This is a genomic window from Sorangium sp. So ce204 (genome assembly GCF_051526795.1).
Taxonomy (GTDB): Bacteria; Myxococcota_A; Polyangia; order Polyangiales; family Polyangiaceae; genus Sorangium; species Sorangium cellulosum_B.
Genome location: NZ_CP150317.1, coordinates 13,163,824 through 13,180,276, shown reverse-complemented (window position 1 = coordinate 13,180,276; position 16,453 = coordinate 13,163,824). Strand labels below are relative to the sequence as shown.

General features: G+C 71.2%; 13 protein-coding genes. 9 read left to right on the top strand and 4 right to left on the bottom strand.

Annotation, left to right across the window (positions count from 1 at the left end; genetic code table 11):
- Positions 1-409 precede the first annotated feature (409 nt).
- Positions 410-2,086 (bottom strand): protein kinase domain-containing protein, encoded by a 1,677-nt coding sequence (locus WMF22_RS49955; protein WP_437296885.1) that lies wholly within the window; start codon positions 2,084-2,086, stop codon positions 410-412.
- A gap of 545 nt (positions 2,087-2,631) precedes the next feature.
- Between WMF22_RS49955 and WMF22_RS49950 the strand changes: the two genes are divergently transcribed.
- On the top strand, positions 2,632-3,792 hold the full coding sequence (locus WMF22_RS49950) for a serine/threonine-protein kinase (RefSeq protein ID WP_438034326.1): 1,161 nt from the start codon (positions 2,632-2,634) through the stop codon (positions 3,790-3,792).
- Positions 3,793-3,826: 34 nt separating this feature from the next.
- On the top strand, positions 3,827-4,813 hold the full coding sequence (locus WMF22_RS49945; protein WP_437301696.1) for an NAD(P)H-quinone oxidoreductase: 987 nt from the start codon (positions 3,827-3,829) through the stop codon (positions 4,811-4,813).
- Between the two features lie 13 nt (positions 4,814-4,826).
- On the opposite strand, the gene WMF22_RS49940 is transcribed toward WMF22_RS49945, so the two are convergent.
- On the bottom strand, positions 4,827-5,378 hold the full coding sequence (locus WMF22_RS49940) for a DUF2452 domain-containing protein (RefSeq protein ID WP_437296883.1): 552 nt from the start codon (positions 5,376-5,378) through the stop codon (positions 4,827-4,829).
- On the bottom strand, positions 5,353-6,537 hold the full coding sequence (locus WMF22_RS49935; protein WP_437296882.1) for a hypothetical protein: 1,185 nt from the start codon (positions 6,535-6,537) through the stop codon (positions 5,353-5,355). The genes WMF22_RS49940 and WMF22_RS49935 overlap by 26 nt, the downstream gene beginning before the upstream one ends.
- A gap of 189 nt (positions 6,538-6,726) precedes the next feature.
- Here WMF22_RS49935 and murA point away from each other — a divergent pair, with 189 nt between their 5' ends.
- The 5 genes from murA to sucD all read left to right on the top strand — a co-directional run bounded on the left by murA (position 6,727) and on the right by sucD (position 12,102).
- A complete protein-coding gene (gene murA / locus WMF22_RS49930) occupies positions 6,727-7,995 on the top strand; it encodes a UDP-N-acetylglucosamine 1-carboxyvinyltransferase (protein WP_437296881.1) in 1,269 nt (422 codons plus the stop codon).
- A complete protein-coding gene (gene hisG / locus WMF22_RS49925) occupies positions 7,992-8,627 on the top strand; it encodes an ATP phosphoribosyltransferase (protein WP_012241753.1) in 636 nt (211 codons plus the stop codon). The genes murA and hisG overlap by 4 nt, the downstream gene beginning before the upstream one ends.
- Before the next feature lie 125 nt (positions 8,628-8,752).
- Positions 8,753-9,703, top strand: coding sequence for a hypothetical protein (locus tag WMF22_RS49920; RefSeq protein ID WP_438034325.1), 951 nt, complete (start codon positions 8,753-8,755; stop codon positions 9,701-9,703).
- Between the two features lie 225 nt (positions 9,704-9,928).
- Positions 9,929-11,125 (top strand): ADP-forming succinate--CoA ligase subunit beta, encoded by a 1,197-nt coding sequence (gene sucC, locus WMF22_RS49915; RefSeq protein ID WP_437296879.1) that lies wholly within the window; start codon positions 9,929-9,931, stop codon positions 11,123-11,125.
- Between the two features lie 95 nt (positions 11,126-11,220).
- On the top strand, positions 11,221-12,102 hold the full coding sequence (sucD, locus tag WMF22_RS49910; protein WP_437296878.1) for a succinate--CoA ligase subunit alpha: 882 nt from the start codon (positions 11,221-11,223) through the stop codon (positions 12,100-12,102).
- Positions 12,103-12,541: 439 nt separating this feature from the next.
- Here the strand turns inward: sucD and WMF22_RS49905 are convergent, their stop codons facing one another.
- Entirely contained in the window at positions 12,542-13,582 is a 1,041-nt protein-coding gene (locus tag WMF22_RS49905) for an oxidoreductase (RefSeq protein ID WP_438034324.1), read from the bottom strand.
- 420 nt (positions 13,583-14,002) lie between these two features.
- On the opposite strand from WMF22_RS49905, the gene WMF22_RS49900 reads away from it, so the two are divergent.
- Positions 14,003-15,025: a hypothetical protein gene (locus tag WMF22_RS49900; RefSeq protein ID WP_437296876.1), complete on the top strand. Its 1,023-nt coding sequence runs from the start codon at positions 14,003-14,005 to the stop codon at positions 15,023-15,025.
- The gene (locus WMF22_RS49895; protein ID WP_438034323.1) at positions 14,913-16,382 is read left to right on the top strand and encodes an HTTM domain-containing protein; all 1,470 of its coding nucleotides are present in this window, start codon (positions 14,913-14,915) and stop codon (positions 16,380-16,382) included. Before WMF22_RS49900 ends, WMF22_RS49895 begins: the two co-directional genes overlap by 113 nt.
- Positions 16,383-16,453 lie beyond the last annotated feature (71 nt).

Genomic DNA, 16,453 nt, shown 5'->3' with positions numbered 1-16,453 from the left:
GGAATCGGCCTGGGAAGCGCGTCTGCGGGACGCAGAGCCTGGAGTCTACTGCCGGCGGGAACGGATGAATACCGGGATCTTCGATCGATCGTTCGGGTGATCTGCGCGGGCTGGGTTCGCCGCGGGATTTGACGTTCCCCGCGATGCACGGACCGGCGAGCGTGCGCGTGTTCGCGCGCGCGCTCCTGCGCACGTCCGTGGACGCGTTCGTGCGCGTACATTTGCGCAAGTTCCGGAGAATGCGGCACATCGCCTCCTTCACCGTCACCGTGCGCACCGCGCGCGGGGTGCCCGCCGACGGAAAGCCTGGAACAAGGTGCCTCCACGTCGGCGAGGACATTCGCCCAGAGCGGCCGCGCGGTGAAGACAGACGGGGAGACGACGATGTGGTGTGTGGGGCGCTGGAGGGTCATCGTTCGATCTGGATATCCAGCGGCCGAGGAGAAGGAGGCGGAGGCGGGGGCGCCGCGTCGGGGGCGGGCGCGGGCCTGGCGGCCGGGCGGCCGGAGTACGGGCGAGGCGCCGGGGCGGCCGGGGGCGGCGTGGGCGCGGCAGGCGTGCTCGTCGGCGCCGCGACCTGCTTCGTGAGCGTGGCGACCAGGCGCACGGACTGATCGGAGGGGCCCTGGACGATCGAGTACGGCTCGTACCCCTCGTGGCGCACGGTCAACCGGCGCGGGTTGGCGCGCACGGAGCTGTTCGACAGCGACAGCTGGAGCGGCGTGTTCCCGAGCGGCTTGCCGTCTTCCAGCACCTCGGCGCCGGACGGCATGGACTCGACCATCAGCACGAACGACCCGACGTCGGCGGGCGGCGGCGCGACCTGCGGCTTCTCCGGTTGCGCGGCGGCGGCCGGCGCGGGCGGCGGCTCGCTGGAGCGCATCTGCGACATCGCGACCCCGATGCCCGCGACGGCGAGGACGCCGACCGCGACGAGCACGATGCCCTTCCGGCCCTGCGGCGCCGCGTCGGCGGGGCGCGAGGCGGCGCCGAGCGAGGCGTCGTCCACCTGCGAGGTCGTGGCGCCGGACGTCGACGTGGGCGACGACGAGCTGGCGGGGATCGCCGTCATCACGCGCACGGGCGGCATCGGCGTCGGCATCCTGCCGGTGCCGGTGGAGTCCATGGTCACGAGGCCCGTCGAGCCGAACGCCGGGGACAGGCCCATCGCCTGCGCGCACTCGCCAAGCCCGCGGATGAGGGCCTCCATGTTGGCCGGTCGGCCGTCCGGATCCTTCGACAGGCAGCGCAGCACGAACGCCTCGAGCGGCTCGGGCACGTCGGCCTCGGGGTTGCGCTCCTTCATCCGCGGGACGGGCTGCTGCAGGTGGGCGATCAGGATCTGGACCGAGTTCTGCGCCTCGAACGGGACCTTCCCGCAGAGCATCTGATAGAGGATCACGCCCAGCGAGTACACGTCCGTCCGCAGATCGACCTTGCCGTGCGAGATCTGCTCCGGCGACATGAAGCGCGGGGAGCCGAGGAACGAGCCCTGCTGCGTGAGCTCCTCCGAGTCGTCCGCGAGCACCTTCACGAGGCCGAAATCGAGGATCTTGACGAGCTCTCCTGTGTCCTCGCCGGGGACGAGCATGACGTTCGACGGCTTCAGATCGCGGTGCACCACGCCGTGCTTGTGCGCCTCGCGCAGCCCGCGGGCGATCTGCCGGGCGACGCCCATCGAGTCGGGCGCCGAGAGGCGGCCGGCCTTGCGCAGCCGCCGGAAGAGCGTCTCGCCCTCGAGGAACTCCATGGCCATGAAGTACCGCTCGGGCTCCATGTTCTCGACTCGGCCGTAGTCGAAGACCGTGACGATGTTCGGGTGCTGGAGCCTGGCGAGGATGCTCGCCTCGAGGAAGAAGCGCTTATGAAAGTTGGGGTCGATCTGGTTCGATGAGTTCGTGGGCGTCAGGACCTTGATCGCGACCTGCCGCTCGAGGGCGATCTGCTCGCCGCGATAGATGACGCCCATGCCGCCCGTCGCGAGGAGGGAGTGGATCTTGAACTTCTGATTCAAGACCTTTCCCAGCAGCGGATCGGACTCACCGCTGGCCGAGGCACCGTCCGAAAGCTTCTCCGCCGTGCTCATGGCCTCTGTCTCTTTCCCCTTCCCATCCCGCTGGCCCCCACTGCTGGCAGTCGGGGAAAGCGTACCCCGCGCCCGTCACGCGCTGCCCAACGCTCGATTTACGTTCGATTTACGTTCGATCTACGTTCGACTTACGCTCGATTTACGTACTGGTTTACGTACTCGCTTACGTGCTGGTCAACGTTCAGGTCGACGTGCCGCCTTACGCTTCGTCTTACGTTCCGGATTACGTTTCGCCTTACGTTTCGTCTTACGTTCGGATGCAAATTCTGGTACCCGCCCGGCTGCGGTACCTCTCGCGCTCGTCGGGTTGGCTTTCGGACCGGCTGCGGCACGTTTGAGCTCAGCCTACCGTAAGCCGCGAGCCGATCCAACCCAGCTGCTGAAGATGACATGGGTTGGCTACCCAACCACACGCTGTGGGCGTGCCCCCCCAGCCGGGACGCTCGCTCCCTGAACGAGCTTGCTGCATGGGCGGATGTACCCGTACTCTGACCGGGTCCCCGATGCCGCCGCAGCACTTCATCCGATGCCAGGCGTGCGGGTTGCCGCACCCGTCGGACACCGAGAGGTGCCCGGTGCACGGCACGGCGCTCACGCCGAGCGTCGCCCCGCCCTCCTCGACGCGGGTGCCGCCGACGAGCAGGGGCGAGTCGGGGTGGCCGGTGGACGGGCCGCTGCCGCCCGATATCGATCCCGATCAGCCGCGGCCGACGAAGGAAGCGCCGCTCGTCGGCCGCCTGCTGCACGACCGCTACCGCATCCTCGGCGTCATCGCCAAGGGCGGGATGGGGATGGTCTACGACGCGATCCACATCGGCCTGCGGCGCCGGGTCGCGATCAAGACGCTCCGCGGCCAGTACGCTCAGAGCAAGACGGCCATCGCGCGCTTCCACAACGAGGCCGCCGTCGCCGGCCGCTTCGGCCATCCGAACATCGTCGAGGTCTACGATCTGGGCGTGCTCGACGACGGCACGCCCTACCTCGTGATGGAGCGGCTCGAGGGCGAGACCATCACCGAGCGGCTCGCGCGCGAGCGCCCCATGCCCATTCCCGTCGTGCTGGACGTGGCCGTCCAGGTGCTCAGCGCGCTCGTCGTCACGCACACCGAGGGCATCCTCCACCGCGATCTCAAGCCGGACAACATCTGCCTCGTCGGCGGCGACCGCGGCCCGCTCACCGTGAAGGTGCTCGATTTCGGCGTCGCCGAGGCGTTCAACACGGGGGTGGCGCCGTCGATCCTCGTGTCGATGGCCGCCGCGGGGAGCCACGCCATCGCCGGCACGCCCGCGTTCATGGCCCCGGAGCAGGCGCAGGGCGTCCGCGATCTCGACGCGCGCGCGGACCTCTACTCGGTGGGCATGCTGCTCTACGTGATGCTCACCGGGCAGCTGCCGTTCAAGGCGCCGACGGCCGCCGCCCTGCTCGCCGAGATCCAGCGCGTGAAGCCGATCCGCCCGCGCATGCTGCGGCCCGAGGTGCCCCACTCGCTCGACGTCGCGACGATGCGCGCGCTCGCGCTCGATCGCGAGGAGCGCTTCCCGAGCGCGGCCTCGATGATGGACGCCCTCGAGCAGGTGCAGATCGAGGCGGCGATCGGCGGCAACGCGCCGGCCGAGCCCGAGAAGGAGCCGGCCGATCCGGACTCCGAGAAGGTGGAATACTTCTACCGGAAGAGCGTGCTCCCGCCGCCCATGGAAGAATGAACGGGGCGTGAGCGCCCCATGCGGCACATTGAAGATGCGCGCCGTCGTCATCCGCGAGCCGGGCGGGCCGGAGGTCCTCGAGGTGCGCGAGGTCGATGCGCCCGAGGTGCCCGACGGGCACGTGCGCGTCGCCGTCCGCTTCGCCGGGGTGAACCGCGCCGATCTGCTCCAGCGGCTGGGCTTTTACCCGGCGCCGCCCGGCGCGCCGCAGGACGTGCCGGGGCTCGAGTACGCCGGCGTGGTCGAGGCCACGGGGAAGGGCGCGCGCCGCTTCGCGCCGGGTGATCGCGTCTTCGGCCTCCTCGCGGGCGGCGCCTACGCCGAGCGGATCGTCGCGCACGAGCGCGAGGTCGCGCCGGTGCCGGACGGGCTCACGGACGAGGAGGCGGCGGCGGTCCCCGAGGCGTTCGTCACCGCCTACGACGCGCTCGTGACGCGCGCCCGGCTCGCGCCCGGCGAGCGCGCGCTGGTGCACGCAGTCGGCAGCGGCGTGGGCACGGCCGGCCTCCAGATCGCCCGCGCGCTCGGGTGCTTCGTCGTCGGGACGTCGCGCACGCAGGACAAGCTGGATCGCTGCCGCGAGCTCGGGCTGCACGCCGGGATCGCGACGTCGGGCGCGACGTTCGCGGGCGAGGTGCTGAAGGCGACCGGAGGCGCGGGGGTCGACGTGGTCCTCGAGCTCGTCGGCGGCGCGTACGTCGGCGAGGACCTCAAGGCGTGCGCGCTGAAGGCCCGGATCGCGCTCGTCGGGCTGACGGCCGGCGCGTCCGCGGAGCTCGACCTGCGCGAGCTCCTGCGGAAGCGCGTCGAGCTCATCGGCACCGTGCTCCGCTCGCGCCCGCTCGAGGAGAAGATCGCGGCGGCGCAGGTGCTCGAGCGCAACATCTCCCCCTGGCTCGCGAGCCGCGCTGTGCGGCCGGTCGTGGACCGGGTCTTCCCGATCGGCGATGCCGCCGCGGCGCATATTTACGTCGCCAGCAACGCGTCGTTCGGGAAGGTGCTGCTCCAGCTCGGCGGGTGAGCGAGCGCCGCGGTCAGGCGCCGCGGCCGGTGAGCCGCGCGAGCGCGCCGGCCTCCGCGTCGTGCGCCTCGGCCTCGTCAGCCGGCGTCCACGACATGTCGACCTCGAGGCGGTACGAGCCCTCGAACGCGTGCGGCGGCGAGCCGCCCCACTCCTCCGGCGAGAGCATCGAGAGGTAGGGGACGCCGTCGCCGCGCCGGTACAGGTGGTAGACGTGGCCGGGCCGCTTCTTGAAGCTGCACGCCGCGCGGTGGAGCTCGCCGTCGCGCTGCGCCGCCTCGAGGACCCGCCGCGCCTCCTCCTGGAGCGACCGGATCTGCCGCGCGATCTGCGCGAGCTTGCCGCCGGTGACCGCGCCGAGCAGCGCGTCCGCCTGCTGGATCTCCCGCGCCACGTCGACGAGCTCGTGCGGCGCGGAGAGCCGGCTCAGGGGATACGGCGAGGTGCGGGAGGGCCCCTCGTGGCGGCCGCCGCCGTGCTTCGTGTAGCCGTCGTCGCTCATGCGGTCCACGTCGTCATGGATCGTCCACGGCCCGGCGTCACGGGTCAGGGCACCCGTCTTCATCCGCGACGCCGTCCTCGTCTTCCTTCTGCGTGGGGCAGCGGTCCTCGTCGTCGAAGACGCCGTCTTCGTCGTTGTCCCCTTCGGGGCACCCGTCGTCGTCCTGGAAGCCGTCGCGGTCCTCCGCGAGCTCGCCGCACTGATCGACGTCGTCCGGAACGCCGTCCTCGTCGGCGTCGTGGACGCGCGGGGTCCAGGCCACCGAGAGGACGGCGCGCAGCGGCGTGGTGCCGACGCCGCCGGCCAGCGCCGTCTCGACGCCGGCCAGGAACGAGACGTCGCCCAGCGCGTAGCGCGCGGCGAGGCCGAGCTCGAGCGCGGCCGCCTCCTGGCTCGCGAACGGCGCGATCGGCGAGAGCGGGAGGTGCCCGTGCGCCTCCAGGAAGAACGTCGTGCGCCCTTCCGGGTCGATGCCCAGGATCTGCGGCCGGAACGAGAGGCCGAGGCCGAAGGGGAGCTCGTGGCCGAACACCGTGGGGCACGGATCGTCGCCCGCGGGGGAGGCCGGGGTCGCCTGGCACCCGAAGCGGGCCTCGCCAGCGCGGAGCTTGACCCCCGCCGCGAGGTGCGCGCCGAGCGCGATCAGGCGGTACTCGGCGAGGAGCCTCAGCTCGCTCGTGACGCCCCCCTCGCCCACGAACGACGCCTCGTCCCCCGTGGGCAGCGTGAAGCGCTCGTGCAGCGCGAGCGCGAGCCCGCCGAGATCGCCGCCGGTGGGCTGCACGAGCGTGAGCTTGCCGACGAGGCCGAGATCGCCGAGCGCCTGCGCCGGGAGCCACGTGTCGCCGAGCACCCGCGTGGCGTCGGACCTGGGCGCGTCGCCGGTCTGGTGGAGGACCACGGGCAGCGTGAGCCCGACGAGCAAGCGCCGCGCGACGCCCACGCCGGCCGCGAAATCCGCGCTGACCTGGTGGCGGATGACGTCGAAGCGGACGTCGCCCGAGGCGGGATCGCGGAGCACGATGGGGCGGTAGGCGTACGAGGCCCAGAGGCTCGCGCTCCACTCGCCCGTGTCCGGGGTCGCGGCGGGCTCGAGGTAGACGCCGGCCCCGGGGTCGATCGAGGCGCGGAACCCGCGGAGATCGGCCGACGGCTGCGCGGCGGCGAGCGGGGCCACAGACGCGGCGAGCAGCGAGGACAGGGCGATGGCGCTCGGTCGCATGGCCGGTGGAGACTAGACGAGCGCGCGGGAAGCGCACGGGAAAGTGGGCCCCGTCGCCGGCCGGCCCCGCGCCGTGCGCCGGCGGCGATCGCGACGGCCGGCGCGCCGCGCGGGGCGAAACACGGCGCGCGCCGCGCGCGCGGGCCCCGAAACATCGCGTTCCGCCGCGGGTTGTGCGATAGCGGGGGCATGGACTCCATCCGGATCCGGGGCGGGAAGCCGCTCTCCGGCAAGATCCGCATCAGCGGCGCGAAGAACGCCGCGCTGCCGATCCTCTGCGCGACGCTGCTCTCCGACGGGGAGAGCCTGCTCCGCAACGTGCCCGCGCTGCGCGACATCGAGACGACCTCGGCGCTGCTCCGGTTCCTCGGGCGCAACGTCGAGACCGCGCCGCCGCTCGTGAAGGTCGGCGCCGGCGACAACGTGCGGCCCGAGGCGCCTTACGAGCTCGTCAAGCAGATGCGCGCGAGCGTCATGGTCCTCGGCCCGCTGCTCGCGCGCTTCGGCCGCGCCAAGGTGTCGCTCCCCGGCGGCTGCCAGATCGGGACGCGCCCGGTGGATCAGCACCTCAAGGGCCTCGAGGCGCTCGGCGCGACGATCCGGCTGTCGCGCGGCTACATCGTCGCGGAGTGCAAGCGGCTGCGCGGCGCCGAGGTCGTGTTCGATCTGCCGACGGTGACCGGCACCGAGAACCTGATGATGGCCGCGGCGCTCGCGAAGGGGCGGACCACGCTGGTCAACTGCGCGCGCGAGCCCGAGGTCGAGGAGCTCGGCCGGGTGCTCAACAAGATGGGCGCGCGCGTGAGCGGCGCCGGCACCGACGTCATCCACATCGAGGGCGCGGACGAGCTGGAGCCGTTCGACCACGCGATCATCTCCGACCGGATCGAGGCCGGCACGTACATGGTCGCGGCGGCCGCGGCCGGCGGCGACGTGCTGATCGAGAACGCGCCGCTCGAGGACCTCGAGGCGGTCGCGGCCAAGCTCCGCCAGGCGGGCGTCGAGGTGGGCCGCGAGGGCGACTGCGTGCGCGTCCGCCGCGAGGGGCGGCCGCTGCGCGCCGTCGACGTCACGACGGCGCCGCACCCGGGCTTCCCGACCGACATGCAGGCGCAGTTCATGGTCCTGATGTGCCTCGCGCAGGGCACGTCGCGCATCGTCGAGACCATCTTCGAGAACCGCTTCATGCACGTCCCCGAGCTCGCGCGGATGGGGGCGCACATCGACGTGGACGGCCACACGGCGCACGTGCACGGCGGCGCGCCGCTGTCGGGCGCGACCGTGATGGCCACCGATCTGCGCGCGAGCGCGTCGCTCGTCATCGCCGGGCTCGTGGCGACCGAGGGCGAGACCGAGGTGCTGCGCGTCTACCACCTGGATCGCGGCTACGAGTTCATGGAGCGCAAGCTCGCGCAGCTCGGCGCCGACACGGCGCGCGTCGCGGGGCGGGACGGATGACGAAGCCCCTCACCATCGCCGTCCCCAAGGGGCGGATCCTGAAGGACCTCATCCCGCTCGTGCGGCGCGCGGGCCTCGACAGCACGCCCCTCGAGGAGAACGATCGCCGCCTGGTCCGGCCGACGGCGGACGGCGCGTTCCGGTACGTGTTCCTGAAGCCGGACGACGTCCCGACCTACGTCGAGTACGGCGCCGCCGATCTCGGGGTCTCCGGCCGTGACACGCTCCTCGAGCGCCGCCACGATCTCTACACGCCGCTCGATCTCGGCATCGGCCGCTGCCGCCTCGTCGTGGCCGGGCCGGAGGACACGGAGGTGCCCGATCTGCCGCGCGTCGCCACGAAGTACCCGCGGATCGCCGGGGATCACTTCGCGAGCAAGGGCGTGGTGGCCGAGATCATCCCCGTCCACGGCTCGGTGGAGCTCGCGCCGCTCGTCGGGCTCTCCCACCTCATCGTCGATATCGTCGAGACGGGCTCGACGCTGCGCGAGAACCGCCTCGAGGTGCTCGAGACGGTCACCGAGGTGAGCACCCAGCTCATCGCGAACCGCGCGTCCTACAAGCTGCGGAGCGACGTCATCCGCCCGCTGGTCGAGCGCCTGCGGGCCGCGACGGCCGGCGCGGGGCGGTGATCGCCGCGGGGGCGCTCGTCGCCGCGCGCTGATCGAGGACAGCCGCCGTCCGGAGACCCAGAGAGAGAGAGGAGGCCCAGCTGCTACCGCACCTCGCCGCGCTCCCGGCCGACATCGACACCTGGGTGGGAGGGGGGACCAGCGTCGTCGCGGGCGTGCACCGCGAGCAGCCCGCGGCCCTCCGCTTCGACGCGCTCGCGCAGGCCGAGGTCGGGCTCCGGCTCGCGAGCGGCTCGCTGTACTTCCGGCTCGATCTCGACGTGCAGGCGACCACGGCGCCGCTCGGGCTGCCGGCGTTCGGGCTGCCGGCGTTCGTCTACCCCACGTGGTCCTTGCCGACGCCGGGGATCAAGATCGGCCCACCCGAGTGGGCGATGCTCCAGATTGGCCGCGAGGATCACCACCTCCGGCTGGGCATCGTCACGCACCCGATTGGCATGGAGGACTGGGACAACTGGACCAACTATTTCCCCACGACCTCGACCATGATCAGCACCGTCCCGGGCCGGATGCTCGGCGTCGAGCCCGGGCTCGTCCTCGGCGAGGGATACGAGATCAACCTCTTCGGCGGCTTCGATCTCGACTTCGACGCGCCGACGTTCGGCGCCGGTCTCACCACGATGCAGCCGCTCTGGTCGACCTGGTCGGGCGTCGCGCTGTATCCGTCGATCGATTTCTACTCGGCGGTCGTCGCGCTGGAGCTCTACCCGGCCGAGGCGCTGTCCGTGTCGATCGACGGCAGCGCCGGGCTGGTCGGCGCGGCGGACGAGGCGGGGGCGATCGCGCTGAATCCCTGGGTGGGAGGCGAGATCATCGCCAATGTCCTCCCGAAGGTGGCAATCCATCCGGTCTTTCGAGTCCAGGCTCTCCACGAGCCGGGAGGCGCCCTCTCTGCCTTTCTGTTCGCGCCTCAGCCGAGCGTCTCCGCGAGCGCCGGGCTCACCTGCGCGCCGTTCGATGAGCTCAAGATCAGCCTCGAAGGCAAGGTCTCCAGGGTCGAGGACGACATCCTGCCCGGCCTGTTCGCCCTCGTGGCGCTCCGCCGGCCTGAGCCGCCGCCCTACGCCGCCAAGTGAGGCGACGGAATCGGCGCCGCGCCGCCGCACTTTTCCATGGAGGGATGAGCCGGCGCGAAACACTCGAAACGTAAGGTGCCGGAACGTAACAAAACGTAACACGTGACTCGCGCGGGCAGGCAAGGCAGGCAAGGCAGCCACGCCACCGGGCACACTGACGTCCGTCGACCCTGTTTTTCGAGTCTCGCGCGGGCGCGGCCTTGTGATAGGGTGGCGGCCCCTCTCATGAAAATCCACGAGTATCAAGGCAAGCAGCTCTTCGCTCGCTACGGAGTGCCGGTACCGAAAGGGGAGCCCGCTTTCCAGGCGAGTGAGGTGGCGCCGATCGCCGATCGGCTGATCGCCCAGACAGGCAACCCGGTCGTCGTCGTGAAGGCGCAGATCCACGCGGGCGGCCGCGGCAAGGGCGGCGGCGTCAAGGTCGCGAAGGGCGGCAGCGCGGAGGCGACCGCCCTCGCCGAGAAGATCCTCGGCATGCAGCTCGTCACCAAGCAGACGGGCCCCGAGGGGCAGAAGGTCCGGCGGCTCTACATCGAGCAGGGCCTCGACATCGCGCGCGAGCTCTACTTCGCGATGCTCGTCGATCGCGAGCGCCGCCGCGTCGCGGTGATCGCCTCGACCGAGGGCGGCATGGACATCGAGGAGGTGGCCCACAGCACGCCGGAGAAGATCTACAAGCTCTTCATCGATCCGGTGCTCGGCCTCGCCCCGTACCAGGGGCGGCAGCTCGCGATCGCGCTCGGGCTCACCGCGAAGGAGACGCAGCGCCAGTTCCTGAAGCTCGTGGCCTCGCTCTATGCGTGCTTCACCGCGGAGGACTGCTCGCTGCTCGAGATCAACCCGCTCGTCGTGACCGGCGCCGGCGACGTCTTCGCGCTCGACGCGAAGGTGAGCTTCGACGACAACGCCGAGTTCCGGCACGCCGACTGGAACGGGATGCGCGACGTCGACGAGGAGGATCCGGTCGAGCTGCAGGCGAAGCGGGCCGGGCTGTCCTACGTGTCGCTCGACGGCGACATCGGCTGCCTCGTGAACGGCGCCGGGCTCGCGATGGCGACGATGGATATCATCCTCCATTACGGCGGAAAGCCGGCGAACTTCCTGGACGTCGGCGGCGGCGCCTCGCAGGAGCAGGTGAAGACCGCGTTCCAGATCATCCTCCGGAGCGAGCGGGTCCGCGGCATCTTCGTGAACATCTTCGGCGGCATCATGCGCTGCGACGTCGTCGCGGCCGGGGTCATCGCCGCGGCGAAGGAGCTCGGGCTCAAGGTGCCTCTCGTGGTGCGCCTCGAGGGTACGAACGTCGAGGCCGGCCGCAAGCTGCTCGACGAGAGCGGCCTGACCATCCAGTCGGCGAGCTCCATGGCCGACGGCGCGCAGAAGATCGTGGCCGCCACGCGCGGCGGCAAGGCCGGCGCCTAGGGCGCCCGCGAGCACCGAGCCTCGAACCCAGTTGAGCAGCGAGCCAGCGGCGGTGGCCGAGCTCCTGTCCACGTTGAAGGTAGAGTAATCAAGCGATGAGCATCCTCGTCAACAAGGACACGCGGGTCGTCTTCCAGGGCATCACGGGCGCCTACGGGTCGCAGCACGCCCGCGCCTGCATCGAGTACGGGACGAAGGTCGTCGCCGGCGTGACGCCGGGCCGGGGCGGCCAGCGATTCGAAGACAAGGTGCCGATCTTCGACACGGTCGAGCAGGCCGTGCGCAACGAGGGCGCCGAGGTCTCGTGCATCTTCGTGCCGCCGGTCGGCGCGGCCGACGCGATCACCGAGGCCGTCGATGCGGGTTGCAAGCTCGTCATCTGCATCACGGACGGCGTGCCGGTGCTCGACATGATCCGCGTCCGTCGCTTCCTCGAGGGGAAGCCGGCGCGGCTCATCGGGCCGAACTGTCCCGGCGTGATCACGCCGGGAGAGTGCAAGATCGGGATCATGCCGGGCCACATCCACAAGAAGGGCCACATCGGCGTCCTCTCCCGCTCGGGCACGCTGACCTACGAGGCGGTCGGCCAGCTGAGCGCCCTCGGCATCGGGCAGTCGAGCTGCGTGGGCATCGGCGGCGATCCGGTCGGCGGCATGGACTTCATCGACGTGCTCGAGCTCTTCAACCAGGATCCCGACACCCACGGCGTGGTGCTGATCGGCGAGATCGGTGGGACGGCCGAGCAGCGCGCGGCGGCGTGGATCAAGCAGAACATGAAGAAGCCGGTGGCGGCGTTCATCGCCGGCCGCGCGGCGCCTCCGGGCAAGCGCATGGGCCACGCCGGCGCGATCATCGCGGGCGGCGAGGGCACGGCGGCCGAGAAGATCGCGGCGCTCGAGGCGGCGGGGGCCAAGGTGGCCGCCACGCCGGCCGAGATGGGCGTCGCGATGCAGGCCGCGATGGCGGCGGCGCGCTGATCTGATTGCCCGGCCCGGGGCGAGGGAGCTCGTTGGGCGGGGTGGGGGCCCCGCCGAACTCGCCCGAGGCACCTCTCCTCCGGCTTCGCCGGAGGAGAGGTGCCTCGGGCTCAGACATCGGCCCATCCCCCACCCCGCCCAACGAGCTCCCTCGCCCCGGGCCTACCGCCGTCCCTTTTTAACCCACCTCAGACATCGGCCCATCCCCCACCCCGCCCAACGAGCTCCCTCGCCCCGGGCCTACCGCCGTCCCTTTTTAACCCACCTCGGACATCGGCCTATCCTCCGGGCCTACCGCTGTCGTTGGTGACGCACCTCGAATATCGGCGCATTCCCACCGAACGATAAGCACCCTCGGTACGAGGCGACGGAAGTCGCGTGAACATGCGCTCTTCAACCGCTTCTCAACGCAAGCAGCGGTCTTCCTGCGCAGCGTTGATCACGCCCCCAGCGATATCGTCCGCCGCTCGGCCGCGCTCTTCATCGCGGCCTCGATGACGCGGATCACGTCGCGCGCCTCCTCGGCGCGCACCGGCGGCGGGGCGCCGTCGAGGATCGCCGCCGCGATGCCCTCGTAATAGGCCTCGTAGGCGCCGGGCAGGCTCTCGATGACGCGGCGCTCGCCGCTCGCCGTGACGAGCGTGCCGAACCAGCGCGGATCCTCCCGTCCCCACTCCGGCACACCCGGGCGCGTGCCTGCCTTGAGCGCGTTCTCCTGGCCGTCGATCCCGTGCTTGAGGAAGCTCCCGCCGTCGCCGTGGACCGCGAAGCGCGGCCCCGGCTCGGGCACCAGCGTCGAGGAGCGCACGATCACCCGGCGCTTGCCGTAGTCGAGCGTGAGGTGGAAATAGTCCACCGTGCGCGCCCCGGATCGCTGCGCGAGGACGTCGGCGGTCACCGCGCGCGGCGGGCCGAAGAGCACGAGCACCTGGTCGATCAGGTGCGCGCCGAGGTCGTACAGGATCCCCGAGCCCGGCGCCGCCTGCTCTCGCCAGCCCTGCTTGATGGCGGGGCGGAACCGGTCGAAGTGCGCCTCGTACGAGGCCACCTCGCCGAGCAGGCCCTGCTCGATGCAGCTGCGCACGGTGCGGAAGTCCGCGTCCCAGCGGCGGTTCTGGAAGACCGAGAGGAGCCGGCCCCGGCGCGCGGCCAGCGCGATGAGCTCGTCAGCCTCGGCGCTCGTGATCGTGAACGGCTTGTCGACGACCACGTGCTTGCCCGCCTCGAGCGCGGCGCGCGCGAGCGGGAAGTGGGTCTCGTTGGGCGAGGCGATGACCACGAGGTCGATCCCCGGCTCGGCGATCAGCACCTCGGGCGTCGGATGCACGGCGACGCCCGAGTGGTCGGCCATGACCTGGCCCTCCCGGCGGGTCGCGATGGCGGCGAGGCGCAGCCGAGGGACGGACCGGATCAGCGGGGCGTGGAAAACGGCGCCGGCGAGGCCGTAGCCGACAAGGCCGACATAGACGCGCTGGGACATGGCAGGACGGGCTCGTCCGGGACGCTAGCCCGAAGAGGCGCTGGGGGGAAGCCCAGGCGCGAAGACGCCGACGAGCCTCCAGAGGCGCGTGACGGCGGCCGGCGAGCCGCCACAGGCATCCCCGCAACACCACGCACGCTCGCGCCTGGCAAGCTGCCACAGACATCCACCGCGCCCGCTACCGCGCTCGGCGATATGCCCAGAGCATCCACATCGCTCGTCAATCCCACCAGGCACTCCGCACAAGGCTTCTTCGAACCCTACGAGCTCACGCCGGAGACACGCACGAGCGACGATCACGGGCGAAGTGGTCACCGCACCTCCAATGTCGTCGCCCATGACCCCCTTCGCCGCAGCGCGAGGCGGTTCGTCAAGACGCGGCTCGGCGGTTGGGGTAGCCTCCTGCGCTTGGAGGCTTTGATGCAAGCCAAGAGCATCCTTTCCGTGGTGGCCCTGACCACCTTGATCGCCGGCAGCCCCTTCGCGGCAGGGTGCAAGACCACCGCCGAGGCCAGCGTGACCGAGGAGTCGGTCCAGGCGGTCCCCGTGGCGATCGAAGATCCGTTGATCGAGGAGCACGAAGGCGGCTCGGTCGGGTGGGATTTCGCGGCCGATGGCACAGTGAAGGCGATCGTGAAGGCGCCTGACGGCAAACCCGTCGACAAGGACGTGAGCGGCACGCTCACCTGGAAAGGGCCGAACGGCGACGCGCAGGCCCCGCTCGCGCTCGACGCGAAGACAGGGCTCCTCGTCGCGACCGGGCCCAAGCTCGAGGCCGATCTCACCGAGGTGAAGTACAACATCATCGTCTCCGGGAAGCCGTGGAATGGCACGCTCCACGTGCCCTCAGGGGGCACGAAGGTCATCGTCGAGGGCGCGAGAAAGGCCGAGAAGAGGCCCATTCCCCCCGGCAAGACGGGCCCGAACGGCGGGGTGATCCAGGTGGTCGGCGACGACACGATCGAGGTCGTCGCGGACAAGGCCTCCGGTCAGGTCAGGGTCTACGTCCTCGACGCGGACCTGAAGCCGGTCCCCGTCGGCGACCGCAAGATCAAGCTCGGCTTCGTGGGACAGGGCTCCGAGCTCGTCGTGCTCACCCCCGGCCCGGGCGGCCTCTACTGCGTCGGCAAGGTCGCGGCGAAGGTCAACCCGGTGAAGCTCACCGTCGTCGTGGCGCACCCGACGCACGCCGACGTGGTGCTCGTCGGCTACCGCCCCGGCGTGCACGTCGTCGTCGGCCCGAGCGCGCCGGCCGTGAACGTCGTGGTGGCGACGGCGTGGAACGTGGATGTGAAGGTCAACAGGGCTCCTGGCGTGGTGGTGGTCCACGATGACGACGACGACGATGACGACGGCCGACCGGTCCACATCCACGTGCACGGCAAGCACAAGGGCAAACACAAGCACCACAAGCACGGGCACGCGCACGGGCACTGGAAGTGACCTCGCGCGGCGCTGGGCGGCCTACCTCACCGCCGAGGTCGACGCCGCCTCGCTCGCCGTCTTCCGCGCCGGCTATGGCGCCCTGATCGCGTGGGAGGTCGTCCGGTACGCCCTCCACGATCGGATCTACCGCTATTACATCGAGCCCGGCTTCTTCTTCAGCTTCGTCCCCTTCGTCCGCCCGTGGGGCGGGACTGGGATGTACTGGCATTTCGGCGCCCTCTTCGTCCTCGCGCTGCTCTGCGCCGTCGGGCTCTTCTACCGGGTGAGCGCCGCGCTCCTCTGCGCCGCGCTCACGTATGTCTTCCTCCTCGACAAGGCACAATACCTCAACCACCTCTATCTCCTCTGCCTCCTCGGCCTCTTGCTCGCCGCCGCCCCGGCGCACCGCGCGCTCTCGCTGGATCGCCTCCGCGCGCGGCGCGCCTCGCCCGCCGGGGCGGCGCCCGGCGCGCCGGCGGAGACCGTGCCGCGCCTCTATCTCTTCGCCCTGAAGGCCCAGATCGCCATCGTCTACTTCTACGGCGGCATCGCGAAGCTGAACGGCGACTGGCTCCGGGGACAGCCGCTCACGATGTGGCTCGCCGAGCACGGCGACGCGCCCCTCGTCGGGCCGCTCCTTGCCTCGCCGACAGCGGGGCTCGCGCTCTCGTATGCCGGGCTCTTCATCGACCTCTCGATGGGCTTCCTGCTCTTCTCGCGGCGCGCCTTCCCGATCGGCGCGGCGCTCGCCGTGGCGTTCAACTTCTCCAACGCCCTCCTGTTCAATATCGGGATCTTCCCCTACGCGATGATCGCCTCGCTCGCGCTGTTCGGCGATCCCTCGTGGCCGAGGCGGCGCCTGCCCTTCCTGTTCAAGGGCGCGGACGCCCCCGGCGACGACGCCCGCGCCCCCTCGCCCGCCGCGCCGCAGCGGAGCGCGCTGCCGCTCGCGCTGCTCCACGGGTATCTCCTGTTCCACCTCGTGGTGCCGCTCCGTCACTGGGTCTATCCGGGCGACGTCGCCTGGAACGAGGCCGGACACCGCTTCTCGTGGCGCATGAAGCTGCGTGACAAGAATGTGAGCGAGCTCGGGATTCACGTGCTGGATCCGAGGACCGGCGTGCGCGAGCCGCTCGACGTCGAGGAGTGGCTCACGAGCCGCCAGCTCGGGGAGATGTGCGCGCGGCCCGACATGCTCGTCGACTTCGCGCACCACGTGGCCGATCGCTGGCGGGACGACTTCGGGGTGCGGCCCATCGTCACGGCCAAGGTCGTCGCGTCGCTGAACGGAGGTCCCCTCCGCGACCTCGTCGATCCGACGCTCGATCTGGCGTCGCAGCCGAGCGGGCTCCTCGCGGTCGTGCAGCCACCCTAGCGCCGCGTCGCCAGGCGGGTCCTGCCTCGCGCGCACACCGTAGGCGCGGAAATACCTCACCCGCACCCAGG

What these genes read in the sequence shown, in the direction of transcription:
- WMF22_RS49955 (WP_437296885.1), bottom strand. Translation starts at nt 2,086, where the DNA reads ATGAGCACGGCGGAGAAGCTTTCGGACGGTGCCTCGGCCAGCGGTGAG.
- WMF22_RS49945 (WP_437301696.1), top strand. Translation starts at nt 3,827, where the DNA reads ATGCGCGCCGTCGTCATCCGCGAGCCGGGCGGGCCGGAGGTCCTCGAG.
- WMF22_RS49940 (WP_437296883.1), bottom strand. Translation starts at nt 5,378, where the DNA reads ATGAAGACGGGTGCCCTGACCCGTGACGCCGGGCCGTGGACGATCCAT.
- WMF22_RS49935 (WP_437296882.1), bottom strand. Translation starts at nt 6,537, where the DNA reads ATGCGACCGAGCGCCATCGCCCTGTCCTCGCTGCTCGCCGCGTCTGTG.
- murA (WP_437296881.1), top strand. Translation starts at nt 6,727, where the DNA reads ATGGACTCCATCCGGATCCGGGGCGGGAAGCCGCTCTCCGGCAAGATC.
- hisG (WP_012241753.1), top strand. Translation starts at nt 7,992, where the DNA reads ATGACGAAGCCCCTCACCATCGCCGTCCCCAAGGGGCGGATCCTGAAG.
- sucC (WP_437296879.1), top strand. Translation starts at nt 9,929, where the DNA reads ATGAAAATCCACGAGTATCAAGGCAAGCAGCTCTTCGCTCGCTACGGA.
- sucD (WP_437296878.1), top strand. Translation starts at nt 11,221, where the DNA reads ATGAGCATCCTCGTCAACAAGGACACGCGGGTCGTCTTCCAGGGCATC.
- WMF22_RS49905 (WP_438034324.1), bottom strand. Translation starts at nt 13,582, where the DNA reads ATGTCCCAGCGCGTCTATGTCGGCCTTGTCGGCTACGGCCTCGCCGGC.
- WMF22_RS49900 (WP_437296876.1), top strand. Translation starts at nt 14,003, where the DNA reads ATGCAAGCCAAGAGCATCCTTTCCGTGGTGGCCCTGACCACCTTGATC.
- WMF22_RS49895 (WP_438034323.1), top strand. Translation starts at nt 14,913, where the DNA reads ATGACGACGACGACGATGACGACGGCCGACCGGTCCACATCCACGTGC.